General features: G+C 65.3%; 29 protein-coding genes. 14 read left to right on the plus strand and 15 right to left on the minus strand.

Annotation, left to right across the window (positions count from 1 at the left end; translation table 11 throughout):
• The first annotated feature begins 239 nt into the window (after positions 1-239).
• Positions 240-1,160 (plus strand): SMP-30/gluconolactonase/LRE family protein, encoded by a 921-nt coding sequence (locus ACLEJP_RS15330; RefSeq protein ID WP_440807694.1) that lies wholly within the window; start codon positions 240-242, stop codon positions 1,158-1,160.
• 44 nt (positions 1,161-1,204) lie between these two features.
• The gene (locus ACLEJP_RS15335; RefSeq protein ID WP_440807696.1) at positions 1,205-2,539 is read left to right on the plus strand and encodes an MFS transporter; all 1,335 of its coding nucleotides are present in this window, start codon (positions 1,205-1,207) and stop codon (positions 2,537-2,539) included.
• A 4-nt stretch (positions 2,540-2,543) separates the two neighbouring features.
• Here ACLEJP_RS15335 and ACLEJP_RS15340 read toward each other — a convergent pair whose 3' ends face one another.
• On the minus strand, positions 2,544-3,725 hold the full coding sequence (locus ACLEJP_RS15340; RefSeq protein ID WP_440807698.1) for an MFS transporter: 1,182 nt from the start codon (positions 3,723-3,725) through the stop codon (positions 2,544-2,546).
• 131 nt (positions 3,726-3,856) lie between these two features.
• Entirely contained in the window at positions 3,857-4,534 is a 678-nt protein-coding gene (locus ACLEJP_RS15345; RefSeq protein ID WP_289131313.1) for an RraA family protein, read from the minus strand.
• A 233-nt stretch (positions 4,535-4,767) separates the two neighbouring features.
• Between ACLEJP_RS15345 and ACLEJP_RS15350 the strand changes: the two genes are divergently transcribed.
• From ACLEJP_RS15350 to ACLEJP_RS15365, 4 genes are all read left to right on the plus strand, one after another.
• Positions 4,768-5,745 carry a hydroxyacid dehydrogenase gene (locus tag ACLEJP_RS15350; protein WP_440807701.1) on the plus strand — a complete coding sequence of 326 codons (978 nt, stop codon included), beginning with the start codon at positions 4,768-4,770 and terminating at the stop codon, positions 5,743-5,745.
• An 81-nt stretch (positions 5,746-5,826) separates the two neighbouring features.
• The gene (locus tag ACLEJP_RS15355) at positions 5,827-7,155 is read left to right on the plus strand and encodes an MFS transporter (protein ID WP_440807704.1); all 1,329 of its coding nucleotides are present in this window, start codon (positions 5,827-5,829) and stop codon (positions 7,153-7,155) included.
• 495 nt (positions 7,156-7,650) lie between these two features.
• Positions 7,651-8,898: an MFS transporter gene (locus ACLEJP_RS15360; RefSeq protein WP_440807707.1), complete on the plus strand. Its 1,248-nt coding sequence runs from the start codon at positions 7,651-7,653 to the stop codon at positions 8,896-8,898.
• 7 nt (positions 8,899-8,905) lie between these two features.
• Positions 8,906-10,159 carry an arsenic transporter gene (locus ACLEJP_RS15365; protein WP_440807709.1) on the plus strand — a complete coding sequence of 418 codons (1,254 nt, stop codon included), beginning with the start codon at positions 8,906-8,908 and terminating at the stop codon, positions 10,157-10,159.
• Positions 10,160-10,200: 41 nt separating this feature from the next.
• Here ACLEJP_RS15365 and ACLEJP_RS15370 read toward each other — a convergent pair whose 3' ends face one another.
• Entirely contained in the window at positions 10,201-11,088 is an 888-nt protein-coding gene (locus tag ACLEJP_RS15370) for a MerR family transcriptional regulator (RefSeq protein WP_440807710.1), read from the minus strand.
• 147 nt (positions 11,089-11,235) lie between these two features.
• On the opposite strand from ACLEJP_RS15370, the gene ACLEJP_RS15375 reads away from it, so the two are divergent.
• From ACLEJP_RS15375 to ACLEJP_RS15405, 7 genes are all read left to right on the plus strand, one after another.
• Positions 11,236-11,682 (plus strand): PAS domain S-box protein, encoded by a 447-nt coding sequence (locus ACLEJP_RS15375; protein ID WP_289131307.1) that lies wholly within the window; start codon positions 11,236-11,238, stop codon positions 11,680-11,682.
• 104 nt (positions 11,683-11,786) lie between these two features.
• On the plus strand, positions 11,787-12,209 hold the full coding sequence (locus tag ACLEJP_RS15380; protein WP_440807713.1) for a nuclear transport factor 2 family protein: 423 nt from the start codon (positions 11,787-11,789) through the stop codon (positions 12,207-12,209).
• Positions 12,206-12,958, plus strand: coding sequence for an SDR family NAD(P)-dependent oxidoreductase (locus tag ACLEJP_RS15385; protein ID WP_440807717.1), 753 nt, complete (start codon positions 12,206-12,208; stop codon positions 12,956-12,958). Before ACLEJP_RS15380 ends, ACLEJP_RS15385 begins: the two co-directional genes overlap by 4 nt.
• 5 nt (positions 12,959-12,963) lie before the next feature.
• Positions 12,964-14,211: an NAD(P)/FAD-dependent oxidoreductase gene (locus ACLEJP_RS15390; RefSeq protein ID WP_440807719.1), complete on the plus strand. Its 1,248-nt coding sequence runs from the start codon at positions 12,964-12,966 to the stop codon at positions 14,209-14,211.
• Positions 14,208-15,017, plus strand: coding sequence for a DUF1365 domain-containing protein (locus ACLEJP_RS15395; RefSeq protein WP_440807721.1), 810 nt, complete (start codon positions 14,208-14,210; stop codon positions 15,015-15,017). The genes ACLEJP_RS15390 and ACLEJP_RS15395 overlap by 4 nt, the downstream gene beginning before the upstream one ends.
• Positions 14,992-16,239: a class I SAM-dependent methyltransferase gene (locus ACLEJP_RS15400; RefSeq protein WP_440807723.1), complete on the plus strand. Its 1,248-nt coding sequence runs from the start codon at positions 14,992-14,994 to the stop codon at positions 16,237-16,239. Before ACLEJP_RS15395 ends, ACLEJP_RS15400 begins: the two co-directional genes overlap by 26 nt.
• Positions 16,240-16,241: 2 nt before the next feature.
• Positions 16,242-16,730: a DUF2878 domain-containing protein gene (locus tag ACLEJP_RS15405; RefSeq protein ID WP_440807724.1), complete on the plus strand. Its 489-nt coding sequence runs from the start codon at positions 16,242-16,244 to the stop codon at positions 16,728-16,730.
• Here ACLEJP_RS15405 and ACLEJP_RS15410 read toward each other — a convergent pair.
• The 12 genes from ACLEJP_RS15410 to ACLEJP_RS15465 form a co-directional block, all read right to left on the minus strand.
• On the minus strand, positions 16,704-16,850 hold the full coding sequence (locus ACLEJP_RS15410) for a DUF2256 domain-containing protein (protein WP_440807727.1): 147 nt from the start codon (positions 16,848-16,850) through the stop codon (positions 16,704-16,706). The two genes, ACLEJP_RS15405 and ACLEJP_RS15410, sit on opposite strands and share 27 nt — an antisense overlap.
• Positions 16,847-18,388: a cryptochrome/photolyase family protein gene (locus ACLEJP_RS15415; RefSeq protein ID WP_440807728.1), complete on the minus strand. Its 1,542-nt coding sequence runs from the start codon at positions 18,386-18,388 to the stop codon at positions 16,847-16,849. The genes ACLEJP_RS15410 and ACLEJP_RS15415 overlap by 4 nt, the downstream gene beginning before the upstream one ends.
• Positions 18,382-18,687, minus strand: coding sequence for a DUF6482 family protein (locus tag ACLEJP_RS15420; RefSeq protein ID WP_225778116.1), 306 nt, complete (start codon positions 18,685-18,687; stop codon positions 18,382-18,384). Before ACLEJP_RS15420 ends, ACLEJP_RS15415 begins: the two co-directional genes overlap by 7 nt.
• Positions 18,684-19,220 (minus strand): DUF3833 domain-containing protein, encoded by a 537-nt coding sequence (locus ACLEJP_RS15425; protein ID WP_440807730.1) that lies wholly within the window; start codon positions 19,218-19,220, stop codon positions 18,684-18,686. The genes ACLEJP_RS15420 and ACLEJP_RS15425 overlap by 4 nt, the downstream gene beginning before the upstream one ends.
• 14 nt (positions 19,221-19,234) lie before the next feature.
• The gene (locus ACLEJP_RS15430; protein ID WP_440807732.1) at positions 19,235-19,750 is read right to left on the minus strand and encodes a chalcone isomerase family protein; all 516 of its coding nucleotides are present in this window, start codon (positions 19,748-19,750) and stop codon (positions 19,235-19,237) included.
• Positions 19,751-19,859: 109 nt separating this feature from the next.
• Positions 19,860-22,298: a TonB-dependent siderophore receptor gene (locus ACLEJP_RS15435; protein ID WP_440807734.1), complete on the minus strand. Its 2,439-nt coding sequence runs from the start codon at positions 22,296-22,298 to the stop codon at positions 19,860-19,862.
• A gap of 76 nt (positions 22,299-22,374) precedes the next feature.
• Positions 22,375-23,205 (minus strand): FecR family protein, encoded by an 831-nt coding sequence (locus ACLEJP_RS15440; protein WP_440807736.1) that lies wholly within the window; start codon positions 23,203-23,205, stop codon positions 22,375-22,377.
• On the minus strand, positions 23,202-23,726 hold the full coding sequence (locus ACLEJP_RS15445) for an RNA polymerase sigma factor (RefSeq protein ID WP_440807738.1): 525 nt from the start codon (positions 23,724-23,726) through the stop codon (positions 23,202-23,204). Before ACLEJP_RS15445 ends, ACLEJP_RS15440 begins: the two co-directional genes overlap by 4 nt.
• Positions 23,727-23,819: 93 nt before the next feature.
• Complete coding sequence (locus ACLEJP_RS15450; RefSeq protein WP_440807741.1) at positions 23,820-24,464, minus strand: DUF2238 domain-containing protein; 645 nt, start codon at positions 24,462-24,464, stop codon at positions 23,820-23,822.
• 33 nt (positions 24,465-24,497) lie between these two features.
• The gene (locus ACLEJP_RS15455) at positions 24,498-24,722 is read right to left on the minus strand and encodes a DUF2188 domain-containing protein (protein ID WP_440807743.1); all 225 of its coding nucleotides are present in this window, start codon (positions 24,720-24,722) and stop codon (positions 24,498-24,500) included.
• 14 nt (positions 24,723-24,736) lie between these two features.
• Complete coding sequence (locus ACLEJP_RS15460; protein WP_225778124.1) at positions 24,737-24,895, minus strand: hypothetical protein; 159 nt, start codon at positions 24,893-24,895, stop codon at positions 24,737-24,739.
• 65 nt (positions 24,896-24,960) lie between these two features.
• Positions 24,961-25,713: a gamma-glutamyl-gamma-aminobutyrate hydrolase family protein gene (locus ACLEJP_RS15465; protein WP_440807745.1), complete on the minus strand. Its 753-nt coding sequence runs from the start codon at positions 25,711-25,713 to the stop codon at positions 24,961-24,963.
• A gap of 152 nt (positions 25,714-25,865) precedes the next feature.
• On the opposite strand from ACLEJP_RS15465, the gene ACLEJP_RS15470 reads away from it, so the two are divergent.
• A complete protein-coding gene (locus ACLEJP_RS15470) occupies positions 25,866-26,561 on the plus strand; it encodes a type 1 glutamine amidotransferase domain-containing protein (protein WP_440807747.1) in 696 nt (231 codons plus the stop codon).
• Positions 26,562-26,598 lie beyond the last annotated feature (37 nt).

Below are 26,598 nucleotides of genomic sequence, written 5' to 3' on the forward strand. Positions count from 1 at the left end.
CGGCCCTCGCCAACGGCGCATGTGCATCGCCTGGCAAAAAAGCGGCGCTCAGGTTGCACTTGGGTTCTTATAGAATGCCGTTTCCTTTTTACAACAATCAAAGCGAAGACAAGCCGCATCCAGGCGAGCAATCTGCAAAAAATCGGTCGCGTTTCTTTACGTCATGATTTATTTTGAAACGGCATTGCAATAACAACCATAACGGACGCCTACGCGTCCCATTGCCGCCTGGAGCGTCCATGAGTTATTTCGCTGCCCCGCCGACCGTTGAAACCACGGTCTTCACGCGCCTGCCTGATCACTTCCGTGACCCGCGACCCACTGCCTGGGCCAACGCCAATCGCCAAGGCCGGGCAATCGATTCGTTCCTCGAAGGCCCGTCGTTCGATCGCCAAGGGCGCCTGTATGTAACCGACATCCCCAATGGGCGGATCTTCCGCATCTCGCCTCAAGGCGAATGGGAGCTGGTGTGCCAGTACGATGGCTGGCCCAACGGCCTGAAGATTCACCAGGACGGGCGTATCTTCATCACTGACTACAAGCGCGGGCTGATGCTGCTCGACCCGCACACCGGCGCCATCGAAGCGCTGCTCGATTCGGCCGGCTCGGAAGGTTTCAAAGGCGTCAACGACCTGGTCTTCGCGCCCAATGGTGACCTGTACTTCACCGACCAGGGCCAGACCGGACTGCAGGATCCCAGCGGCCGCGTATACAAGCTCGACACCGGCGGCAACCTCACCTGCCTGCTGGCCACCATTCCCAGCCCCAACGGCATCGTCTACGACCCGCATCTCAACCACCTGCTGGTGGCAGTGACCCGCGCGCAACAGGTCTGGCGCATCCCGTTGGGCAATGGCGCACTCGTCGGCAAGGTCGGCGTGTTCGCTCAATTGCATGGCGGCCTTGGCGGGCCAGACGGCCTGGCCCTCGACGCGCAGAGCAACCTGTACATCGCCCATACCGGTTTCGGCTCGGTCTGGAAACTGTCGAAGGTCGCCGAACCGCTGCAGCGTATCGTCTCCTGCGCGGGCATCAGCAACACCAACCTGGCGTTCGGTGGCGAAGACGGCCAGACCTTGTTCATCACTGAATCCGAAACCGCCAGCATCCTGCAGGTACGCACCACCACACCCGGGCTGCAACTGTATTCCCACAGCTGAAACAGCCCTGTCAGGGCACACAACAATTACAACAGAGTGACGACATGACCCATGACCCCCTCACCGCCCAGGCGCCGCTCAGCGATGCCGAGGGCGAACGGCTGATGCGCCGCGTTCTCTGGCGCCTGGTACCGTTCATCTTCATCTGCTATGTGATCAGCTACCTGGACCGCACCAATGTCGGCTTTGCAGCCATCAGCATGAACCAGGACCTGGGGCTGACCGCCACGATGTTCGGCTGGGCGGCCGGCCTGTTCTTCTTTGGCTATTTCCTCTTCGAGATCCCCAGCAACCTGCTGATGCAACGCTTCGGCGCCCGCGTGTGGATTGCGCGGATCATGATCACCTGGGGGCTGATTTCCATGGCCACGGCATTCGCCACCGGGCCGATCAGCTTCAGCATTGCGCGCTTCCTGCTAGGGCTTGCCGAAGCAGGTTTCACCCCCGGGGTGTACCTGTACTTCACCTACTGGTTCCCCGGTAAATGGCGGGCGAAAGCCACCGCCGCCTTCCTGCTGGGCATTCCGGTGGCCAACATCGTCGGCTCGCCCCTGTCCGGCTGGCTCATGGAGCAGCATGGTGTGTGGGGCCTGAAGAACTGGCAGCTGTTACTGGTCACCGAATCGATGCCGGCCGTGCTGCTGGGCATCGCCTGCCTGTTCATCCTGGTCGACTCCCCGGCGAAGGCAAAATGGCTCGATCCGCGAGAGAAAGCCTGGCTGACCCAGCGCCTGGCCGCGGAACAACAAGCCATTGGTGCCTCCCACGGCAATACCCTGCGCGCCGCATTGACCAACCCCAAGGTGTTCACTCTGGCCGCCATCAACTTCTGCTGCATCGTCGGCTCGATCGGCATTGGCATGTGGCTGCCGCAGATCATCAAGGGCCTGGGCATCGACAGTGGCGTGGTCGGGTTCGTGGTAGCCATGCCGTACCTGCTGGGCGCGCTTGCCATGACGCTGTGGGCACGCCTGGCCAACCGCAGCCGCCAGCGCCTGCCCTATGTGGTCAGCGCGCTGGCATTGGCTGCAATGGCGCTGGTGGCGGCTGCCCTGACAGACCAGCCAATGCTGAAGATCGCCAGCCTGTGCGTGGCGGTGGCGAGCATTCTGTCATTCCAGGCCACCTTCTGGGCGATCCCGTCAACCTTCCTGACAGGGCGCGCCGCCGCAGGTGGCCTGGCGATGATCGTCTCGATCGGCAACCTGGGCGGGTTCACCGGCCCGTTCCTGATCGGCCTGATCAAGGATGCTACGCAGAGTTTCAGCATGCCGTTCTTTGCCGTTGCGTCGATCCTGCTAATCGGCACCTGCCTGATGCTGTGGCTTGGCGACCCAGCCAAACAGCAGGCGCCTGGCCATCAAGGCCAGACTGCCTGACAGATCAGCCGCAGCGGCGCATGCCGTGTTGACCCAGCAGCCCGATCACCAGGATCACGCCGGCGATCCCCAAGGTCGCCGGCGCCCCCCAGCGGGCCGCGATCAGGCCAGCCGCCATACCGCCCAGTGCCTCGAAACCGAAGCGCATGGCGATATAGAAGGCAATCACCCGGCCACGCAAATGGCTGGGTGCAGCGCTTTGCAGCTGCATGTTGGTGCTCACATTGCTGAGCGTGATGCCGAAACCGAGAACCCCCAGCGCCACGAGCGCCAGTGGCAGTGCCCCCGCCCCCCACAGGCCGACCAGGGCAGCCGCGCACAGCAGTGCACCGGCATCGGTGAACTGGCGCAGCCGTGGTAATGCACCGCCCACTGCCAGCACCAGGGTTGCCACGAACGCGCCCGCGCCCGCCGCCCCCCACAACCAGCCAAGCAGGCGCGCGTCGCCGGCGAACACCGACTTGGCGAGGATCGGCAGCAGTGCTGCATAACAGGATGCCAGCAGGTTGACCATGATCACGTTGACCAGCAACTGGCGCACATTGCGCGTCTGCCACATGTACGCCAGGCCCTCGCGGAACACCTGGGCGGTTGAGCCACTGGCCTTTGGCCCAGCGCTGCCAGGCACCTTGAGCAGGCCACCGAGCAAAGCCAGGAAGGCCACTGCAGTCAGGGCGAAACAGGCTGCCTCGCCGGCCAGGGCGATCAGCCCACCGGCCAACGGCGGGCCGACGAACCTGGCGGCATTGATCAACATGGCATTGAGCGCCAGCGCATTCGGCAGGTCTGCCGGGTCATCGACGAAACTGCCGATCAGCGCTTGGCGCAGAGGCGTCTCCAAGGCATTGAGCAAGCCAAGCAGCAACGCCATCACGGCGATGAACGGGCCATCGACCCAGTCCTGCCAGGTCGCCACCGCCAGCACCAGCGACTGCACGATCAGCAGCAGCTGCACGTGGATCAGCAAGCGGCGCTTGTCGTGCCGGTCGATCCAGGCGCCTGCCAATGGACCGATGAACAGTTGCGGCGCCAACGAAAGAAAGGTGATCAGCCCCAGCAGCACGGCGGAGCCGGTCAAGTGGTAGGCCAGCCAGGCCAGTGCAACCTGCTGTACCCATTTGCCTAGCGTGGAGACACCCTGGCCAGCGAAATAGATCTGGAAATTGCGGTGGGCAAGTGCGCGCACGGCGGTTGGCCAGCGCCTGCGATGGGGTGATGACGAATCGGACAAGTCTGTGAACTCTCAATAGGCCTACGGCCGACACCGATCCATCAGCCGCTGCGCACCCCATCGCAAGGTGCGCAGCTGGTGCTGGATCAGGCTGGCAGCAGGCAGCCTTTGTTCTTCAAGGACTCCAGGACCCAGGAGCGGTCATTGGTGCCTTGGGCAATTTTTTCCATCTGCGCGGTTTCGGCAGCGTGCTTGGCCGTCGCGCGCGCATAGACCTCGGCGACGTGCTCGTAAGGCACGCACAACAGGCCATCGTCATCACCCATCACCAGGTCACCTGGCTCGATCACCATACCATCGATGGCGATCGGCACGTTGATCTCGCCCGGGCCGTCCTTGTATGGGCCACGGTGCGAAACACCGGCAGCGAACAGCGGGAAGTCGCCCGAGCCGATGTTGGCTGCATCGCGAATCGCGCCGTTGATGACGATACCGGCCACGCCGCGCTTGACCGCGTAGGCCACCATCATTTCGCCAATCAGGGCGTTGGTCAGGTCGCCGCCGGCGTCGACCACGATCACATCGCCCGGCTGCGCGATGTCGATCGCGTAGTGCAGCATGAGGTTGTCACCTGGGCGCGCCTTGACCGTCAGGGCCGGGCCGCACAGCCCGCCTTCGCGGTGCATGGGGCGCAGACGGGCACCACCCGCAGTCATGCGGTTCATCGAGTCACTGACATTGGCCACCGGAACCTCACGGTAACGTGCAACCCACTCATCCCCGACTTTACGTGCGCGCTCAAGCACTTGGAAGCCAATGCTCATGTGACATACCTCTCTTGGTGTTATTCGATGTCATCGGTTGTAGCCGAATCTATTTTTAGAATGTCATTTCATTTAAGGCGATGCAATCCCTATTTACACGCCAAGAATGCGCTCCAAGCGGGACTTATTTTATTTTGTTGCAACGTCGTTTCATTATGATAGGGTTTAGACCGGTGCCGCAGATGAGCGGCAGACTGCCCTGAAACGCATCCGACAAGAACAAGGTATCCATGATGTCCCGAACCCTCCTGCTGACCGGCCCCGAGCTTGCCGCCGAGGCCATGCACCTTGCCGCCGAACAGGGCGTCAGAGTCGTCCCCACCACGCCTTACCTGCCGGCCGAAGAGCTGGAAGCCATCATCCGCAAGGAACAGCCCGACGCCATCGTGGTGCGCCAGGGCAACCTGACGCGCGCCATGATCGAGGCATCGCCCAAGCTGAAAGTGATCGCCAAGCACGGCGTGGGCTACAACACCATCGATATCCAGGCCGCCGCGGACCACGGCATCCCGGTATCGATCGCCGTGGGCGCAAATGCCCAGTCAGTGGCCGAGCTGGCCTTCGCCCTGATGTTCAGCGTGGCTCGGCAAACGGCCTTGCTGGATGCGCGCATGCGTGACGGGCATTGGGACAAGGCTTCGGCCAACGGCATCGAGCTGGCGGGCAAGACCCTGGGCCTGGTTGGCCTGGGCTCGATCGGCGGTATCCTGATGGACCTGGTGGCGCCGTTGCGCATGCAGGTCAAGGTGTACGACCCCTATCTCAAGCAGTTGCCGACGCGCCCGCACGTCGAACGTGAAGAAGACTTCGATCGCCTGCTGGCGGAAAGCGATATCATCAGCCTGCATTGCCCACTGACCGAGACCAACCGCAACCTGATCGGCGCTGCGCAGTTCGCGCGCATGCGCCCAGGCGCGATCCTGATCAACACCGCCCGGGGCGAGCTGATCGACACCCAGGCACTGGTCGCGGCGCTCAGCGAAAGGCGAATCGCCGGTGCCGGCCTGGACACCTTCAGCCCCGAGCCGCCGCCCGCCGACAGCCCGCTGTGGGGTCTGCCGACCCTTGTCGCCACGCCGCATGTCGGCGCCAACACCGCCGAAGCCCGTGACCGCGTAGGCCAGGTAGCGCTGCAACAGGTTCTCGATGTCTGGGCGGGCAAGGCGCTGGATCCGCGCTGCGTGGTCAACCGTCACCTGTTCGCCAGCTGATCGCGAGCCCCGCGCGCTGCTTCGCAGGAAGGGGCGCGCTCACCACGCATCACTCCAGAAAAAAAACAATCGGAGAGCACCATGACTTCAGCACCATCCCGCCCGGATGAACTCGAACGCAGCACCATGCGGCGTGTCGCCTGGCGCCTGCTGCCCTTCCTGATCGTCTGCTACCTGATCGCAATCATCGATCGGGGCAACATCGGCATGGCTTCCCTGCAGATGAACGAAGACCTGCAGCTCACGGCCAAGGTGTTCGGCTTCGCCAGCAGCCTGTTCTTCTTTGCCTACTTCCTGGTCGAAGTGCCCAGCAACCTGGCCATGCAACGCTACGGCGCACGCATCTGGATCGCCCGCATCATGATCACCTGGGGCCTGATCTCGGCTGGCACGGCGTTCGTCCAGGGCGCCAACTCGCTGTACGTGATGCGTTTCCTGCTCGGTGCTGCCGAGGCCGGGTTCTTCCCGGGCGTGTTGCTGTACCTCACCTACTGGCTGCCCTCGGCCTACCGTGCGCGCATGGTAGCGCTGTTCATGGTGGCGATCCCTGCCGCCAATTTCATCGGTTCGCCGCTGTCGGGCCTGCTGTTGAGCCTGGATGGCTGGCTGGGCATGCGTGGCTGGCACTGGCTGTTCATTCTCGAGGGCATCCCCGCCGTACTGCTGGGCATTGCCTGCCTGTTCGTGCTGACCGACCGCCCCGAACAGGCCTCGTGGCTCAATGACGAGCAGCGTGGCTGGCTCACCGGCCGCCTGGCTGCAGAAGCCGCGAAAAAGACTGCCATCGGCCATATCTCGTTGTGGAAGCTGCTGCGCCACAAAGACATCTGGCTGCTGGCGCTGATCTACTCGGGCGCCTCCGCCGCGGGCAGCACCATGAGTGTGTGGGCCCCGCAGCTGCTGAAAACCTTCGGCCTCAGCGCCATGGAAATCGGCCTGGTCAATGCCATCCCTTATGGCATTGCCTCGGTGCTGATGATCATCTGGGGGCGCAGCTCCGACCGCACCGGCGAGCGCCGCTGGCATACCGCGATGACCATGCTGCTGATCGCGGCGGGCCTGCTGATGACGCTGTTCACCTCGTCCCTGCCGGCGACCGTGGTGATGCTGACCATGGTCCTGGTGGGCGCCTACTCGATGAAGGGGCCGTTCTGGGCACTGGTCTCGGGCTGGTTGTCCTCGTCGACCGCTGCGGCGGGGCTGGCAGCCGTGGGCGCCATGGCCAACCTGATCGGCGGAGGCCTGATGGTCAATGCCTACGGCGCCATCCACGATGCCACCGGCAGCTACTCACTGGCCCTGATGCCGTTGGCCGCGCTGTGCACCGTGGCCGGTATCGCGGTGCTGGTCATCGGCCGCAAGCGCCAGCGCGAGCAAGCCGAGGCAGCCAGCGCCATCAGCGTCAAGTAAGCCACACCTGGGCGACGAGTTGTACCTGAGGACAGGGTCGACAGTGGCCTTGAGCGCATCCGTGCCGCGCAAGGCTTCGTCGATCACCGCAGTAGCAACAGCAGGCAGAAAAGGCGCCTCGACATGAAATGCCTGGCCCCCTGTGACCAATGGCATGCGCACATCGGCCGCCAGCCCGCGTCGCGCAAAGATGCTGACGAGTCCGATCTTGCACCTCGGCGCAGCTACTGCATTTCAAAGCCCCCCACGGTATGATTGGCCCACGCCAGGATTGGCGATGTGCCATGGCCTTCAGCAGGATCGCCAGCGCGGAAAATCGGATTTTCATCAAGTTCTATCGTGAAACGTGACATTCTCCTCGTTGTTCCACTGCCCTCGGCCATCCATCGCTCACCCGCTTCGCTACCCCATCGCGAAGCGCCGCTGCCGTTCGGCTGAATCCGGCACACGCAGCTACCGCTAGCGCTCCCCCATGGCTTTCACGAGACCACCTCCTTGGCAAATTCAAGGCCCCTCGCTTCCCATCACCGTGCCCTCGACTGGCTGAACTTTTTCCTCGCCGACGTACGCGATGGCCTCGGCCCCTACCTGGCCATCTACCTGCTCGCCGTGCACCAGTGGCAGCCGGCCAACATCGGCCTGCTGATGAGCCTGGCCGGTATCGTCGCGCTGCTGGCGCAGACGCCGGCCGGGGCCTTGATCGACCGTACCCCGGCCAAGCGCGCGGTGCTGGTGCTTGCTGCCGTGCTGGTGACCGGCAGTTGCCTGTTGCTGCCGCTGCTATCGTCGTTCGGCTGGGTGGCCTTGACCCAGACGATCAGTGCCCTGGCAGGCTCGGTGTTCGCCCCGGCGATTGCCGCGATTTCGCTGGGTATCACCGGCCCCCGGGCGTTCACCCGGCGGGTCGGGCGCAACGAAACCTTCAACCACGCCGGCAATGCCTGCTCGGCGCTGCTGGCCGGCGGCCTGGCCTACCTGTTCGGCCCGGTGGTGGTGTTCTACCTGATGGCGGTCATGACCGTGGCCAGCATTGTCGCCGTCGCGCGCGTGCCCGCCGCAGCGATCGACCACCAGCTGGCGCGCGGCCTGGCCCATGGCCCAGGCGGTGATGACCACCCTGCCGGGTTCAAGCTGCTGCTGCACAACCGCACCCTGCTGGTCTTCGCGGTGTGCTGCGCGTTGTTCCACCTGGCCAATGCGGCGATGCTGCCGCTGGTGAGCCAGAAGCTGTCGCAGGTCGACCTGCGCCTGGCCACCCCGCTGACCTCCGCCTGCATCGTCGCGGCGCAGCTGGTGATGGTCCCCATGGCGCTGCTGGTGGGGGCCAAGGCCGAGCACTGGGGGCGCAAGCCGTTCCTGCTGGCCGGTTTTCTCATCCTGCCGCTGCGCGGGGCCTTGTACGTGGTGTCCGACAACCCGTTCTGGCTGGTCGGCGTGCAACTGCTCGACGGTGTCGGCGCGGGTATCTTCGGCGCGCTGTTCCCGATCGTGGTCAAGGACTTGACCGACGGCACCGGGCGCTTCAATGTCAGCCTCGGTGCGCTGGCGGCGGTATTCGGCCTGGGTGCCGCGCTCAGCCCGGGCATCGCCGGGCTGGTGCTGCAGGCCGCTGGCTATGATGCGGCATTCCTGACCCTGGCCGCGATTGCCCTCGCCGCCTTCGTGCTCGTGCTGGTCGCGCTGCCCGAGACCCAGCCCGACGCTTCGCCATCACCCTCCCTGACTACCCTTGCCGGAAACTGAACAGCCCATGCCCGTCAGCGAACACGCATCGATCATCTGGGCGATAGCCGCCCTGGCCACCGCTGGCGTCATTTTGCGCCCGTGGCGCATCCCGGAATACGTCTGGGCCATGGGCGGCGCCTTGCTGCTGGTCGGCCTGGGCCTGATCACAGCGCACAGCGCCCTGGCCGCAGTGGCCGAGGGCAGCGACGTCTACCTGTTCCTGGTCGGCATGATGGTGCTGGCCGAGCTGGCCCGCCAGGAGGGGCTGTTCGACTGGCTGGCGCGCTACGCCGTGCAGCACGCCCAGGGCTCCGGGCAACGGCTGTTCGACCTGGTGTTCCTGGTCGGTACGCTGGTCACCGTGTTCCTCTCCAACGATGCCACGGCGGTGGTGCTCACGCCGGCAGTCTATGCGGCGTGCAAGGCGGCCAAAGCCGAGCCTTTGCCGTACCTGTTCATCTGCGCGTTCATCGCCAACGCGGCCAGCTTCGTGCTGCCGATTTCCAACCCGGCCAACCTGGTGGTGTTCGGCAGCCACATGCCACCGCTGCCAGACTGGCTCCGGCAGTTCACCCTGCCATCGCTGGCAGCCATCGCCCTGACCTACCTGACGCTGCGCCTGGCCCAGCGCCGGAAGATCAATCAGCCGCTGGCCTTGAGCGTGCACACCCAGCCGCTGTCGGCTGGCGCCCGTCTGTGCGCGCTGGGCATCGCGCTGACGGCCGCCTTGCTGCTGGGCGCCTCGGCACTGGACATGGCGCTGGGCCTGCCGACGTTCGGCGCCGGCGTGGCGATCACGGCGTTGATCCACCTGCGCCAGCGGCGCAGCCCGCTGCCGGTGCTACGCCATGTCGCATGGGGCGTGCTGCCGTTGGTGGCGGGCTTGTTCGTGCTGGTCGAAGCGGTCGCCCAGACCGGCCTGGTCGTGCGCCTGGCCCAGGCGCTGGCCACGCTGGCAGAGGCTGCGCCGGGCCAGGCCAGCTGGCTGGCGGGCGTGGCTGTCGCCATTGCCAGCAACCTGATGAACAACCTGCCCACCGGGTTGATGGCGGGTTCCATGGGGTCGCTGGTGCAACTGCCGCAACAGACCACGGCTGCGCTGCTGATCGGTGTCGACCTGGGGCCGAACCTGTCGATTACCGGCTCGCTGGCGACGCTGCTGTGGCTGGTCGCGATCCGTCGCGAAGGCGAGCATGTCAGTGCCTGGCAGTTCCTGCGCCTGGGGCTGCTGGTGATGCCCCCGGCCCTGGTGGCGGCGCTGCTGGCGTTGCAGGTGTGATCGGCGGCGTCATGGCAGCCAGGCTGCAGCCGCGCTAGCGCTTACACATCCAGAGCGCCTCTGAGCAAGGCGTTGAGCACCGCTGCCACGTCACCGCCCTGGGTATCGAGCAGGCACACGGGCGCGCCGTCGAGTAGCGCCTGCGACAGCACCGGCCCCTCGCCGGCCAGGGCCAGCGGGCAGGCGATCTCCATCTGCAGCCAGCGCAGGCGCTTGGCCAGCGCGGCATTCACCGGCCCTTGCATCGCCATCACGAGCGCCGCAGGTTGCACCGCCGCACACACCAGCGCCAGCTCCTCCAATGGCAGCGGCCCACCCAGGACCTCGATGCGTTGCTGCTCGCCACTGAGCAGCAGCGCAGTGCCCAGCAATGCCAGCTCAGGCTGTTCATCGCCAGCCACCAGCAGCACCCGCGGGGCGTCGGCCTGGTTCAGCTGCAGGCGCAGCAGTAGCCGCGCGCGCAGGAAATAATCGAGAAACAGCCATTGGCTGCGCGCTCCCAGCGCGTCGCTGCCGCGCAGTTCCTGCCACACCGGCAGCAACACTTGCCAGAACACCACCGCTTTCGGCAACAGGGTGAACAGCTGCCCGTGCAACGCCTCCAGCGCCTGCACATCGTAGGTTGCAGTCGCCCGGGCCAGCGATGCCCGCCAATCGGCAAACTGTGCGTCGCCCTGCCGTTGCTCGACAGGCTGCCGGTTCAGCAACGGGCCGACCTTGCTGATCGGCAGGCCATTGGCGGTCCAACGCAGGATGTCGCGGATACGCTGTACGTCGCTGGCCGTGTACAGACGATGCCCGCCTTCGGTGCGATGCGGCTGGATCAGGCCATGGCGGCGCTCCCAGGCACGCAGGGTAACCGGGTTGATGCCGGTGAGGCTGACCACGTCACGCATGGGCAGCAAATCGGTGGGGGTCGTTTCAGTCATACCGGGATTCGTCCGCTAGGTGCGCTCATTCTAGCCCCATCCACCCCTTCTGCGGCGAGCCGGTATGGGCCATCATGGGCAAAACGCGTCGCCTGGCCTGGTCGGCCAGGCTGCGCATACGACAGACAGACTCCCGGGTGGGCTTGAATGATCAACGCAAAGCTCCTGCAACTGATGGTCGACAACTCCAACGACGGCATCGTCGTCGCCGAACAGGAAGGCACCGACAGCATTCTCATCTATGCCAACCCCGCGTTCGAACGCCTGACCGGTTATCGCAGCGATGACATCCTGTATCAGGATTGCCGCTTTCTCCAAGGCGATGACCACGATCAGGTGGCGCTGGAACGCATCCGCGAAGCGATCCGTGAGGGCCGCCCTTGCTGCCAGGTGCTGCGCAATTATCGCAAGGACGGCAGCCTGTTCTGGAACGAGCTGTCCATCACACCGGTGCACAACGACGCCGACGAACTCACGTATTACATCGGCATCCAGCGTGATGTCACGGCGCAGGTGCATGCCGAACAGCGGGTACGCGAGCTGGAGGCGGAAGTCGCGGAGTTGCGTCGGCAGCTCGCCGTACAGAAATCCTGAAGAAATAATTGTACAAGACCGTTGCACTTGTACAATTTTCGCCATAGGCTTCAGTCATACCTGTACAAGTTATGTGACTTGTACAGATTTAACTGGAGCTGCACATGTCCGCCTACCTTCAGCAGTTCGCCGAGCGGTTTGCCTGCCTTCAGCGCGACAACCTGTACATTCTCGGCGAGTTATATGACGATTCGGTCACTTTTCGCGATCCCCTGCACCATATCGAGGGGCTCGAAGCGTTGCACAGCTATTTCAGCCAGTTGTACGCCAACGTCGGCGATATCAGCTACAGCTTCGCCGGCTACGACGAGGTGCGCCCAGGCCAGGGCTACCTGCGCTGGCACTTGCGCTTCTGCCACCCGCGGCTGAAAGGCGGCGAGCCGGTCAGCCTGCAAGGTTGCAGTTTCCTGCAATGGCGCGAACGGGTGTTCAGCCACCAGGATTACTTCGACGCCGGCGCGCTGTTGTATGAACACGTTCCGGTCCTCGGCGGCGCGGTTCGCTGGCTCAAGGGGCGGCTGGCGTGAGCCGCTGCTGGTTGACCGGCGCAAGCAGCGGCATCGGCGCCGCGCTTGCCGAGCAACTGCTCGAACAGGGCCACCAGGTGGCCGTGGGCGGACGCCAGGCCGAGCGCCTGTCGCCCTTGGCGCAACGCTTCCCCGACCAGGTACTGCTGGCCGTCGGCGATCTCGACGACCCGCACCAGGTCGAGCAGATCGCCGCCCGCATCAGGCAGGCCTGGGGCGGCCTCGACATCGCCATCCTCAATGCCGGCACCTGCGAATACCTGGAGCCGGGGCACTTCGACCCGGCGCTGGTCGAGCGGGTGCTGCGCACCAACCTGCTGGGTACCAGCCACTGCCTGGCGGCCGCCCTGCCCCTGCTACGCGCCGGCCGTCGCCCCCACCTGGTGGTGGTGGGCAGCTCGGTCACCTGGCTGGCCCTGCCCCGGGCCGGCGCCTACGGTGCGTCCAAGGCGGCCTTGCGCTACCTGGTGGAGTCCCTGCGTATCGACCTGCGCAGTGAGGGCATCGATGTCACCCTGGTCAGCCCGGGGTTCGTCGATACGCCGCTGACCCGGCGCAACGATTTTCCGATGCCGCAATTGTGGACGGCCGCCCGTGCCGCACGCTACATCGTCAGCCGCCTGCCGCAGCGGCCACTGGAAATCAGCTTCCCGCGCGGTTTCATCCTGGTGCTGCGGCTGCTCGGCGGGCTGCCGGCGCGCCTGCGCCTGGCCATCGGGCTGCGCCTGGCACGCAGGCAGGAAGGGTGAAGCCCATGCGTATCGCGATCATCGGCAGCGGCATTTCCGGCCTGACCTGCGCCTACCTGCTGTCGCGCCGGCATCAGGTCACGGTGTTCGAGGCCGACAGCTGGATCGGCGGGCATACCCACACGGTCGATGTCAGCTGTGGCGGCAGAACCTATGCCATCGACACCGGTTTCATCGTCTTCAATGACTGGACCTACCCGCAGTTCATCCGCCTGCTCGACCGGCTCGGGGTCGCCTCGCAGCCAACCGAAATGAGCTTCTCGGTGCACGACCCGGCGAGCGGCCTGGCCTACAACGGGCACAACCTGAACACCTTGTTCGCGCAACGGCGCAACCTGCTGTCGGTGGGCTTCTGGGGCATGCTGAGGGATATCCTGCGCTTCAACCGCGAAGCACTGGCCGACCTCGACAGCCAGCGCCAGCAGGCCTGCACCACCCTCGGTGAGTACCTGCGTGCCGGGGGCTACGGCCAACGCTTCATCGACCACTACATCATCCCCATGGGCTCGGCGATCTGGTCGATGTCGCGCGCCGACATGCTCGCTTTTCCGCTGGCGTTTTTCGTGCGCTTCTGCCGCAACCACGGTTTGCTGTCGGTCAACCAGCGCCCGCAGTGGCGGGTCATCCAGGGCGGCTCGCGCAGTTACCTGGAACCGCTGTGCAAGCCCTTCGCCGACCGGCTACGCCTGGCGTGCAAGGTCTACCGGGTGGTACGCGACGACGGCGGGGTCACCCTGCACAGTGCCGCCGGTACCGAACGCTTCGACAGTGTCGTGTTCGCCTGCCACAGCGACCAGGCGCTGGCCTTGCTGGAAGCGCCGAGCATCCTCGAGCGCAAGGCGCTGTCGGCTATCCGCTATGCCAGCAACGATGTGGTGCTGCATACCGACACTCGCCTGCTGCCACCGGTCAAGGCCGCCTGGGCCAGCTGGAACTATCGCCTGGGCGGGCCCGCCCAGGCACCGGCGGCGCTGACCTACAACATGAACATCCTGCAAGGCCTGCAGGCGCCGCAAACCTTCTGCGTCAGCCTGAACCAGACCGCGCTGATAGACCCCATGCAGATCCTTGCCCGCTTTCAGTATGCCCACCCGCAATACAGCCTGGCGGCGTCCGCGGCACAAGCCCGCCACGCCGAGCTGCAGGGCCATCGGCACAGTTACTACTGTGGCGCCTACTGGGGCAACGGCTTCCACGAGGATGGCGTGGCAAGCGCCTTGAACGTCGCCGAACGGTTCGGAGAAACACTGTGAACAGCAGGCTTTGCCAAGGCTGGGTCAGCCATCGCCGGCTGCTGCCACGCGCGCATGCGTTTCGCTACCGCATCGGCATGTTCGACCTCGACCTCGACGACAGCGCCAGGCTGCCGGCCCTCTCGCCCTGGCTCGGGCGCTGGCGCCTGGCCCCGCTGTGCTGGCGCGAGACCGATTACCTGCCAGGCCTGACCCGCCAGGGGCTGAGCCTGGCCGATGCCGCCCGCTACCTGGTCGGCCAGGCCACCGGGCAGGCACCGACCGGCCCGGTGCGCCTGCTGACCCAGCTGCGCTGCTGGGGGCTGTCGTTCAACCCGGTGAGTTTCTACTTCTGCCACGATGCCGAGGCACACCTGGTGGCCATCCTGCTGGAAGTGCGCAACACGCCCTGGCGCGAACGCTTCCATTACGTACTGCCGGTGCAGGCTGGCCTCGACCGGCCCTACCGGCTGGCCAAGGCCTTCCATGTGTCACCGTTCATGCCGCTGGCCATGGACTACCGCCTGCGCTTCCACCTGGATGCCGAACGGGTACGCCTGCACATGGAGAACTGGCACGCCGGGCACAAGGTGTTCGAGGCCGACCTGGCGCTGCAACGGCAGCCACTCGATCGCCGGGCGTTGCACCGGCACATCCTGGCATTCCCGTGGATGAGCCTGCGTACCTTGTCGGCCATCTACTGGCAGGCATTGCGCCTGCTGTTCAAGCGGCCCCCTGTCCATGACCACGCTGCCAGCCAGGGCAACCTGGCGGTCGGCCAACCTTGTGAGGATACTGAGCATGCACAATCCCAGCGTGAGCGTTAGCAAGTCCGCCGGACAGGTCCCGTGGCTGGGCGGCCTGGTGCTCGCTCAGCTCGGCAAGCTGCGCCACGGCTACCTGCGGGTGAGCCACGGTGGCCAGCAGTGGTGTTTCGGCAACGCCGACAGCCCCCTGCAGGCCGAACTGGAAATTGTCGACGACAAAGCCTGGCGCCTGATCGCTTGCAATGGCTCGATCGGTGCCGGCGAGGCTTACATCCACGGCTACTGGCGCAGCCCTGAGCTGGCCGCCGTGACGCGCCTGTTCGTGGCCAACCTCGAGGTCCTCGACGCCATGGAAAGCGGGCTGGCCCGCTTGGGGCGGCCGGCGCTGCGGCTGCTGCATTGGTTGAACCGCAACAGCCGACGCGGGGCCAGGCGCAATATCCTGGCGCATTACGACCTGGGCAACGCTCTGTTCGAACAGCTGCTCGACCCGACCATGATGTACTCGGCAGCGATGTTCGAGCACGACGGGCAAAGCCTCGAACAGGCCCAGCTGAACAAGCTGGAGCACATCTGCCAGAAGCTCCGCCTGCACCCCGGCGACCACCTGCTCGAGATCGGTTGTGGCTGGGGCAGCCTGGCCATTCATGCCGCCACCCGGCATGGCTGCCGGGTGACCACCACGACGCTGTCGGAAGCCCAGTATGCACATACCTGCCAGCGCGTGGAGGCGCTGGGCCTGGCGCAGCGCGTGACCGTGCTGCGCGAAGACTACCGCGACCTGCGCGGCACGTTCGACAAACTGGTGTCGATCGAAATGATCGAGGCCGTCGGCCACCGCTACCTGCCCGACTACTTCAGCCAATGTGCCCGGCTGCTCAAGCCGGACGGCCTGATGCTGCTGCAGGCCATCACCATCCGCGATCAACGCTACCACCAGGCCCGCCGCTCGGTGGACTTCATCCAGCGCTACATTTTCCCCGGCGGTGCCTTGCCCTCGTTGACCGTGTTGCTGCACAACGCCACCCGGCACACGCCGCTGAACCTGGTGCACCTGCAGGATTTCGGCCTGGACTATGCACGCACGCTACGGCACTGGCACGACAACCTGCGCCAGTCCCGCAACGCCCTGAGTGCGCTGGGCTATGACGACGCGTTCCAGCGCCTCTGGGCGTTCTACCTGTGTTATTGCCAGGGCGGTTTCGAGGAGCGTGCGATTGGCGTGGCGCAACTGTTGCTGGCCGCGCCGAAAGCCCTGCGTGCCCCGCTGCCCGAGCGTTGAGCATGACCCGCCGCGGGCTGCTGGCCAACGCCCTGTGGCTGCAGGCAGGCTGGTGGCTATGTGTGTACGGGGCCCATCAGCCCTGGTTGCTTTGGCTGGTCCCCATCGGCCTGGCCTGGCACTTCGGCTGCTGCCCGGACCGCCAGGGCGAGTTGCACGCGGTGTTGCGCTGCACCCTCGCCGGCTGCGTGCTCGACAGCCTGCTGGGTATGTTGGGGGTGTTTCGCTTCGACAGCTGGCCGCTGCCTGTGTGGCTGGCATTGCTGTGGACCGTGCTGTGCTGTGGCCTGCGCCACAGCCTGGCATGGCTGGGCCGGCACGCCTGGCGCGCTGCCCTGTTCGGCGCGGCAGGTGGCCCGCTGGCTTATGTGGCCGGGGCCAGGCTGGCCCAGGTCGAACTACCGCTGGGTACGCTGGCCACCGCTACGCTGCTGGCGGCAGTCTGGGCACTGGCCCTGCCCTTGCTATTGCGCCTTGCCACGTGGCGCTGAACGCCGGCAGCGCTCCGAACAGTAGCGCACCTGCTCCCAGCAACGCGCCCAGCGCTTGCGCCAGCTGAAGGGCCGGTTGCACACCACGCAGAGCTTGCTTGGCAGGTGCTGCTTCTTCACAGCGTCGCCCCTGCATCGAGCTGCGCCAGCAACTGCTCGCCACGCGCCCACACCGCTTCCCGGCGCGCCGCCGGCATACCGTCGAGGCTGCGGTACACCAACTGCAGCCGCGGGTTGCCGGCCAATTGCCGGCGATGGCGGATCAGGAAGTGCCAGTACAGCGCGTTGAACGGGCATGCCTGCGCTTCCGTCACCTGCTTGACGTCGTAGGCGCAGGCCTTGCAATGATCGGACATGCGCTGGATATAACGGCCACTGGCGCAGTACGGTTTGGAGCCGAGAAAACCCCCGTCGGCGTGCATGACCATGCCCAGGGTATTGGGCAGTTCCACCCAGTCGAACGCATCCAGGTACACCGCCAGGTACCATTCGCAGATGGCTGCGGGCAGTACCCCGGCGAGCAAGGCGAAGTTGCCGGTCACCATCAGCCGCTGGATATGGTGGGCGTATCCCAGGCGCAGGGTCTGGCCGATGGCTTGCGCCATGCAGCGCATGCGCGTGCGTCCGGTCCAGTAGAACTCGGGCAGCGCGCGCTGGTTGCCCAGGTAGTTGAGCGCGGCATATTCAGGCATGCGCAGCCAGTAGATACCGTGGACGTACTCGCGCCAGCCGATCAGCTGGCGGATGAACCCCTCGGCGGCATTGAGCGGCACCCGGCCGTCGCGCCAGGCCTGCTCCACGTCCTGGCACAGGCGGCGCACGTCCAGCAGGCCGATGTTCAGGGCGGCGCTGATACGCGCATGAAACAGGTACGGTTCGTCTTCGGCCATGGCGTCCTGATAGTCACCGAACGCTGCCAGGCCAAAGTCCAGGAAGTGTTGCCACAGCTGTTCGGCCTCGGCATGGGTGACGGGGTAGGAAAAGCCTTCAAGCACACCGTAGTGGTCAGTGAAGCGCCGGCTTACCAGGCTGATCACAGTCGCCGTGATGTCATCCACGGCAAACTGCAGCGCAAAGGGCCCACGCAGCCCGCGCGGTAGCGCCTTGCGGTTGTCGCTGTCGAAGTTCCAGGCACCACCGGCAGGGCCGCCATCGGCTGCCAGCAACAGCCCGCAGCGTTTGCGCATGCCGCGGTAGAAATGCTCCATGCGCAGCTGCCTGCGCCCCTGCGCCCAGCGGGCGAAGGCCGCACGCGAGCACAGGAAGCGCGTGTCCGGGTGCCATACCAGCGGCAGCCCGGCCTCGCGCAAGGCCTGTTCCAGCCGCCACTCGCCACATTCGGTCAGGTGGATCTCGGCGCAGCCCAGCGCCTGCTGCCAGCGGCGCAGTTCGCCGACGATAGAGCCGCTATTGCCGGGTGCCTCCAGCTCGACGTACTGCACCCGCCAGCCCTGCTCGCGCAGGGCCTGGGCAAAGTGGCGCATGGCACTGAAGATCAGTACGATCTTCTGCGGATGGTGCGGCACGTAGGTAGCCTCGTCGCGCACCTCGGCCATCAGCAGCGTGTCGCGGGCCGGGTCCAGCGCTGCCAGGCTGGCCAGGTCGAACGATAGCTGGTCGCCCAGCACCAGGCCCAGGCGTGGCGGGCGCGCTACCATTGCGTACCCAGCGACACGGGCACCCGCAGCGGCGCGATGGGGCCGTCGCGCTGGCCACACATTTCGTCATGCACCACTTGCTGCACCAGCATGCAGGGCACTGCCGGCCAGCCAGCCAGCAGCTGGCGTACCTCGGTTGTCGAGCGCAGGCGCGTGGCCTGCCCGTGCTCATCGCTCAAGGTCACCGGGCCAGCGCCAGTCAGGGCGCGCAGCACGTAGAAACCGCCCTCCAGCGACAGCAGTTCGAGTTCGTTGACGGCGCCAGCGGCGGCCAGCTCGGTAAGGCGGTGCAGGTTCATGGTGTGACCTCCGGCATGCGGCGAAAGAACAAGGTAACCTGGCCAATTTCCACGCCCAGCTTGCTCATGCTGGAGCGGTTGATCAGCGTGTCTTCATCCATCAGGTACATCCAGTCGTCCAGTTCCACTTCCCAGTGCCTGCCGTCAACCGGTAGGTCCAGGCGGTAGCGCCAGCGCAACGCGTTACCCGCCAGTTGCCCGCGAGCCTCGCCGATCACATCGCCCGCCGTGCCCTTCCACTGGCCGCGGCCGTCCGGCACCAAGGTCCAGGTGCGCTGTTGTCGGCTGCCATCGCTGTAGGTGAAGTGCTCGTCGAGGATCAGCCGCTCACCGTCGCGTCGGCTGTCGATGCGCACATGAAAACGTTTCACCACTTCGCCGGAACGCTTCTGGAACATGCCCCAGGCTTGTACCGGCCGCGAGAAGAAGGCCGCCAGGTCGAGTGCCGGCGATTCCCGGGCGTAGTGATCCACGTCGACATTGCCGCAGCTGGCCAGCAGCAGGCAGGCGGTCATCAGCAGCACCTTGTACATGTTCACCCCCATGGTCAACGGCCCAGCAGGCGGGCGCGCAATTGCTGGTCCCTGGCACCCTCGCCCAGCCAGATGGCGAAAAATGCCTTGGCGAAGGTGGTGTCGCCGATTTCGCGGCGCAACCTGTCATCCACGTAGAAGCGACAGCCCAGGCCTGGCAGGTACACGCCAGTGATACGCTGGCCTGGGCGAACATCGACAAACGCCGCCTCCAGCCAACCACGCCAGGCATCCAGTTGCTGCGGGGCGGCGCCAAGCCTGCGCAGTTCCTTGAGGCTGGCCTGCACCAAAGTGTCACGGGACAATTCGACGTGGTAGCGCAGTTCCAGCGCGAACGGCTGCTGCCAACCCTGTACAGGCCCGCCGGACCAGAGCCGGGCCGTGTACAGGCGCAGCCCGAACCAGGTGAACTCACCGCTGCCGGACAACTGCGCAGCGGGAATTGCCGAACGCCAGTCGGCGGGGGCCGGCCCGGCGAGCAGGAGCAACAGGGCCAGCCAGGCCCAACGCGCTGTGGTGGACGTCGCCATCGCTTCGACTCAAATACTATACAAAATATATTTATTGTACAGTTATAGTCAAAAAACTATACAGCGCGACTGCCATCGGTCCCCCGCCGCCAGTGCTCGACGGGTAGCGTCACCAGTTGTGCGTATAGCTGGCGGTCACTACCGCGCCTGGGGCTGGCAAGTGGCTGGTATTGTTGTTGTTGCGCAACAACTGGCTGTAGAGCGGGTAGTAGTCCCGGTTGAACAGGTTCTGGATGCCGACGCTCACCTCGTCGTCAGCGGACACCTGGTACTGGCTGATCAGGTCGACGGTCGTATAGCTGCTCACCTGGTGTCGGCCAAAGCTGTCCTGGCCATCGAGCCTGTAGTCCTTGCCGTCGAAGAACGTGGCTTGCAGGCGGTTGCTCCAGTCCAGGGTCGGCTTGTACTGCACATAGGCGGTCAGTTTCAGCGGCGGCACCCGGTAGCCGGTCATGTCCTGCCAGCCTTTACCGTCCGGCTTCTCGCGCCCGCGCATCCAGCTGGCACTGCCGCCGGCCCCCCACACGGCATCGTCCGACAGCCAGTCGGCGCTGGCTTCGACACCGTAGATGCGCTCCTGGGTGCGGGTGAGAATCAGGCCATTGTTGAAGCTCTGCACGTCGCCCAGCTTGGAGGTGGTGTAGAACAGTGCCAGGGTACCGAGCGTGTTGGCGCCCAGCTCACCGCGCCAGCCGAGTTCATAGTTGTTGGTCTTGACCGGCTCCAGGTTCGAGGCGCCAAGGTCGAAGCCACGCCGTGCATTGCGCAACTGGATGCCCACGTCAGGCAGCTGGAAGCCCTGGCTGAAGGAGGCATAGATTTCCTGGCCAAGCACCGGTGAATAGACGATGCCGAGGTTCGACAGCAGCGCATCGTAATGGATCTTCCCGCCCTCCACCGCCACCGGCGAAGCCGCCCTGGATTCGGACAACGGCACGAAATCATCGAATTCGGCAGTGGAGTACTCGTAGCGCAAGCCGCCGTCCACCGACCAGTGCTCGTCGAAGCGATGCTGCAGCTGGGCGAACGCACCGGCGCTGCGGGTCTTGAGCGGTGGCATGTAGGTGAGCCGGCCGGTCTTGTCGAAGACCAGGCCGCCACTGGCATCGTAGGCTGCCGGGTCGAACACATCGATCGGCATGTCGCTGCGCTCCTGGTTGTAGTCGCCGCCCCACACCAGTTCGGTATTGCCGCTGACGCCGAGCGGTGTGCGCAAGGTCAGGCGGCTGCCGAACACTTCGCTGTTCTGCATGATCTGGTCGACGTTGCCGCCACGCGTGGCAACGGCGCGGGCATCGAAGGGCGTGAAGCGGGTGAAGTAGTCGCGGTAGTAGAGCTGGGCAGACAGCTTGCTGCCGAGCATGTCGAGGTGTTCGTACTCCAGGTTCAACAGGGTGTTGCGGATATGGTTCTGCTCGTCCAGGTCCAGGCCCTTGATCGCGTTGGCCGGCAGCGAACCGGCCGGGTACCTGGCGACGCTGGGGTCGGTGGCGTAATCGGTATCCTGGCGTGCCTCGTAGTGGCTGGCCGCCAGCTGGATACGCTGGTTCTCGTCGAGGTGCAGCCCCAGCTTGCCGCCAACGTTGTAGATATTCGAATCGAACAGGTCGCCCTGGCTGGGCTCCGGGGCGATGCGCTCGCCGTGTGCGTCGTACGAAGCACCGATATGCCGGGTACCGAAATCGAAGGCATAGTCCAGCGCGCCTTGCGAGCCTGCGAAGTACTGCTGGAATTGCCCGCCCAGTCCATCACTGCCCAGGCGGGTCAGCGGCGAGGTGGCGCTGAGGCTGGTTTCGGCGCGGTTGTCGCCACCGGCAGGCCGGGTGGTGATGGCGATGATCCCGCCAGTGGCGCCGCTGCCATAGATGGCGCTGCTGCCACGGATGACTTCGACCCGTTCGATCAGTGCCGGGTCGATGTTGGCCAGGTTGCGCGACGAGTCGCGGTTGGTATTGAGCGGCACTCCGTCGACCATGACCAACAGGCTGCGCCCGCGCAGGGTTTGCCCGTATTCGGTGACGGTGCGGCTGGAGTCGGACATGCCCGGCACCGCCTTGGCCAGTACCGTGGCCAGGCTCTCCGAGCCCTGGCGCAGCGCCTGCAGTTGTTGGTGCTCGATAACGGTAGACTGCCGCGTCGCCGAGACCAGGCTGCTGCTGGTACGCGATGCCGTGATCTCCATCTGCGCCATTTCCACCGGCGCACTCGGGGCTGCCGGCACAGCTATGGGTGCCCCCTGCGCAACCACGACGAAGGTGCGTTCATCCCTCGCCTGGGCTTGCAAGCCGCTGCCCTCGAGGAGTGTCTGAAGTGCTTCCTCGGCGCTGAAGCGGCCCTTCAGCGCAGGGGCCTGGCGACCTGCGCCGAGGTCGCTGGCAAACAGGATCTGTACCGAAGACTGCTGCGCCAGGGCGTTGATGGCCTCACCCAACGGGGCAGCAGGCAGATCGACGTTGACCCTTTCGCGGCCTTCGGCCGAGATGGCGACAAGCAAGCTGCTGGCCAGCAGTGACAGGCGGAGTTGACGACTGCGGAGCGGAAAATGCACTTCTCGAATTCCTTTGTGGCTGGGCTTTTTTCAGTAGCCGCCACGGGCATCGAGAAACCCTACCTGCGCCTGAGAATTATTTTCGCGGCGGTTTGCGCCGGATCTGCACGCTGCCATCCGCCTGCTGTTGCACGGCAACGGGCAGGATGCTGGGTAACAGCTCCAGCAGCCGGTCGACATTCTGCGCGTCGAACACCCCGCTGAGCTTGAGCGCGGCCAGGCTTGGGTCGTCCAGGCGAATGGCTGCCTTGCGATAGTGGCGCAACAGGGAAACCGCTTCATCCAGCGGCGTCTGCTCGAACACGATGCGGTCCTCCTTCCAGGCCATCGCCCTGGCGGCGTCGACCTTGGCCACCGGCTGCAGTTGCCCGCCAATCGCATCGACCTGCTGCCCTGGCCTGAGGCTGATAGGCGCATGCCCCGCAGCGGCGACCTGCACGCGCCCGCGCGCCAGGGTCACACGCACCTTGTCGTCATCCAGACGGCGCACATTGAACAGCGTGCCAAGCACCTCGACTTGCGCCGGCCCCGCCGATACCACGAACGGGCGGTACAGCGCCGGGGACACATCGAACAGGACCTGCCCGGCGTGCAGGCCGGCTTCGCGGCTGCGCAGCCGCCAGCGGACATCGACACGGGTGCCGCTGTCGAGCAGCAGCTGGCTGCCGTCGCCCAGCAGCACAGTGCGTCGCTCGCCAATGGCGGTGGCGAACCGCTCGGTCTTGTACACGGGGTTCCACCAGGCCAGGGCCGCGAAGGCAAGCGCCACCACTAGCGCGATACCTGCCGACCTTGCCGGTTTCGAAGGCGCGGGCCTGGAAGGCGGCACCGGGAACAGCTGCTTGAGCTGATCACGATGTCGCCCCAGGGCATCGTCCAGTGGCGCCGGTTCGGGCCTGTTGCTCATGCAGGCACCTCGTCCCGCCCAAGCCGCTCCCTGCAGGCCGCCACGCCCAGGCGCAGGTGCTTCTCTACGGTCTTGATGGAAATACCAAGGTGTTCGGCGACTTCGGCCTGGGGCATCTGGTGAACCTTGTGCATGATGAAAACGGCCTGGCAGCGAGGCGGAAGGCTTGCGATGGCAGTGGCCAGCAGCTGCAATTCGCGCTCGGCATCATACCGGCTGGCTGGCGTCGGCGCCGGGCAAGCCGCCTCTGGCAGCTCGGCGAACGCCTGCACCCAGGCGCCGCGGCGCCGCTCGCTGCGGTAGCGACTGACAGCGGTGTCGCTGGAGATCTTGCGCAGCAGCGCCAGTGGCGCCCGCACGTGGTCTTTTTCGCCGCGCTCGAGCAACTGCACGCACACGTCGTGCACCACGTCGCGTGCCATGCCTCGGTCGCCGAAGCGTCGGCGAATGTGGTCTACCAGCTCGTCATAGTGACGTACCAAGGTAGATAGCAGCGTCGGTTTGGCGGGCTCGAACGACACGATACATCCTGCATGAGCGCTAGGCTGCGAAGAGAGGCGCCAAGTGTAAATGAGAAATAATCGCGAATAAACACCCGCTGCGCTTTTGCCAACCTAGGCAGGCGGCCCAGGCCGATTGCGCGCGGCCAGTTGCTGGATGACCAGGCACGCGCAAGCGCCCGCCAACGCCAGGGCCATGTCCTTTTGCGCGTCCCAAGGGTCTTTCTGGGTGGCCAGGAATGCTTGTGCGCGGTCATCGCCCAGGTACTGGCCCCCTACCCATTCGAACAGTTCATACAGGGCCGACGTCGCCAGCACCATCGCCACCGCGCACAGCGCCAGCCAGGCGCCGTTCAGGCGTGCCTGGCGTTGCAGCAGTTCCCTGATCGGCCAGACGAACAGCAGGCCATAACTCAGATGAACCAGGCGATCGAACTGATTGCGTTGCCAGCCCATCGCGGTATTCAGCGAATGGCCGGTAAGCGCGCCCAGCCAGGCATCGTAAGGCACCTTGGCGTAAGTGAAATGCGCCCCCAGTTCATGAATCGCCAACAGCATGACGATGGCCAGGTAGGCCGGTAGCGAAAACCGCCAGCGGCGACCGGTCAACGCCAGGGTCAGTAACAACGCTACCGGTAGGACGTTTTCCACCAGCCAGTCTGCCCGGTCCAGCGGCGCCAGCCCCGAGGCCAGCACCATCACCGTGGCCACAGCCAGAAAAGCTGCGGTCTGCCGGGGTGTGCTCACCTTCTCGTGCATGCCGATCACCCGTGCGCCACGACCATCGCAAGGTCAGCCCTTGGTGCGCCTCGGGTCGGCGGCGCGCGGATAGGTACGCTCTTCTTCGATGCTGCCGTCGGCCTTGTGGATCTTTACCGAGGCGGTCTTGCCGGCAAAGTAATCCGGCAGCAGGCCGAGCATCTCGGCTTTGCTCGCACTGCGCCGGGAAGCGCGGTCGGCCCCGGTCTTCCGGAGCTCCCAGCCGTCGCCCGCCGGGCTCACATGGTAAGTGTCCATCGCGCTGCTCCTGTTCAAAGCGCCTCGCCGTCGTCGTCGATGTCCTGCTCGGACTCGGCTGCGTCCGTGGCATCGGCATCGTTCAGCGGTGGGGAGGTAGGCTTGAGTGGGTCGTTGATGAACGGGACCTTGCCCGGCCCCTGCTGTTCAAGTCCTTCGGTTTCTGGCTGCATTGAGAATCCTCCAGGTCACCTGCCATTGGAGGGTGCACGCGCAGCAATGTTCAGTTTTACCCGCTTCACCTCGGCCGCTGTGCCGCCCGCGCCCGGCACGCTGCGCCGAATGCCTGGAAAATCGCCAGGTACTGCGGGTAGAACAGCACCTGCCATTCCGGGTGCCATTGCACGCCCAGGGCAAACGCCCGGCTGCCTTCCACGGAAAGCGCCTCGACCAGCCCGTCCTCGGCCACGGCTTCGATACGCAGGCCTTGGCCAACCCGCTCGATCCCTTGGCCGTGCACCGAATTCACTTCGATCTGCTCAGGGAACCCCAGCCGTTGCAGCATGCCGCCGGGCCGGACCGCCAGCCGATGGGCCGGTGCGTACTGGTCCTCGACCGGCTCATTGGCGGGCGGCTCGTGTTCAGCACCGGGTTGATGAAGCTGTTGCACCAGGCTACCGCCAAAGGCCACGTTCATTTCCTGAAAACCCCGGCAGATGCCCAGCACCGGCAAGCCCGCCGCGACGGCTGCCCGCCACAGGGGCAGCGCAAGGTGGTCACGTGCGGCGTCGTGCTGGGTTCCGGGTGGGCTTGGCGGCCCATCGTAGTGGTGCGGTTCGATGTTCGAAGGCGAGCCGGTGAACAACAACCCGTCCAGGCCAGCGATGATCTCGGCGCTGTCGAGCAGTTCCGGGAACATCGGCACGATCACGGGCAACCCTTTGGCCGCACTGGCCACTGCTCGTGCGTTCTTGTCGTCATTCAGCTGCACCGCATGCGGGCCTACCGTGTAGGAACAGGCGGTGACCCCAATGATCGGAAGACGTGACATTGCAACCCCCGGCAGACGTTCACGGTACATTCGGCAATGCCGTGGGCGCTGCGGTTCCGGGAAAGTCATGGAACGCTTTGCTGCGCCAACCCTCCCACAGTAATGCAGGGCGAGCCGCGCACTGCCCATTGACGTTCGGAGGACATGCTTGCATGAAAAACATTTTGATGGTCCTGACCTCGCATGACCAGTTGGGCAACACCGGCAAGAAAACCGGTTTCTGGCTGGAGGAATTCGCCGCGCCCTACTACGTGTTCATCGATGCCGGTGTCGATGTCACCCTCGCCTCGCCCAAGGGTGGCCAGCCGCCTCTGGACCCGAAAAGCGATGAGGCCGACGCCCAGACCGAGGCAACCCGGCGCTTCGCCCACGACACCGAAGGGCAGATGGCCCTGGCCGACAGCGTACCGCTCGGGGAAATCGACCCCTACCATTTCGATGCGGTGTTCTACCCCGGCGGGCACGGGCCGTTGTGGGACCTGGCCGAGGACGCCAGCTCACGGACCTTGCTCGAAGCGTTCTATGCCTCGAACAAACCGATTGCAGCGGTGTGCCATGCACCCGGTGTGCTGAAGGACGTGAAGGCACCCGACGGGCACCCGGTGGTCAAGGGCAAGCGGGTGACCGGCTTCGCCAACAGCGAAGAACAGGCGGTCGGGTTGAGCGAGGTGGTGCCGTTCCTGGTCGAAGACATGCTCAAGGCCAACGGTGGGGAGTACTCCAAGGCTGCCGACTGGGCCAGCCATGTAGTCGAGGATGGCCACCTGATCACCGGCCAGAACCCTGCGTCGTCCGAAGCCGCGGCCAGGGCATTGCTCAAGCGCCTGGGTCAGGAGCCCGGTGCCTGAGCTGGCCGGGTAACCCCCGGGCAATGCCAACGCGTGG

Origin of the sequence: Pseudomonas sp. SMV7, from assembly GCF_052041995.1 — a bacterium.
Classification (GTDB): Bacteria; Pseudomonadota; Gammaproteobacteria; order Pseudomonadales; family Pseudomonadaceae; genus Aquipseudomonas.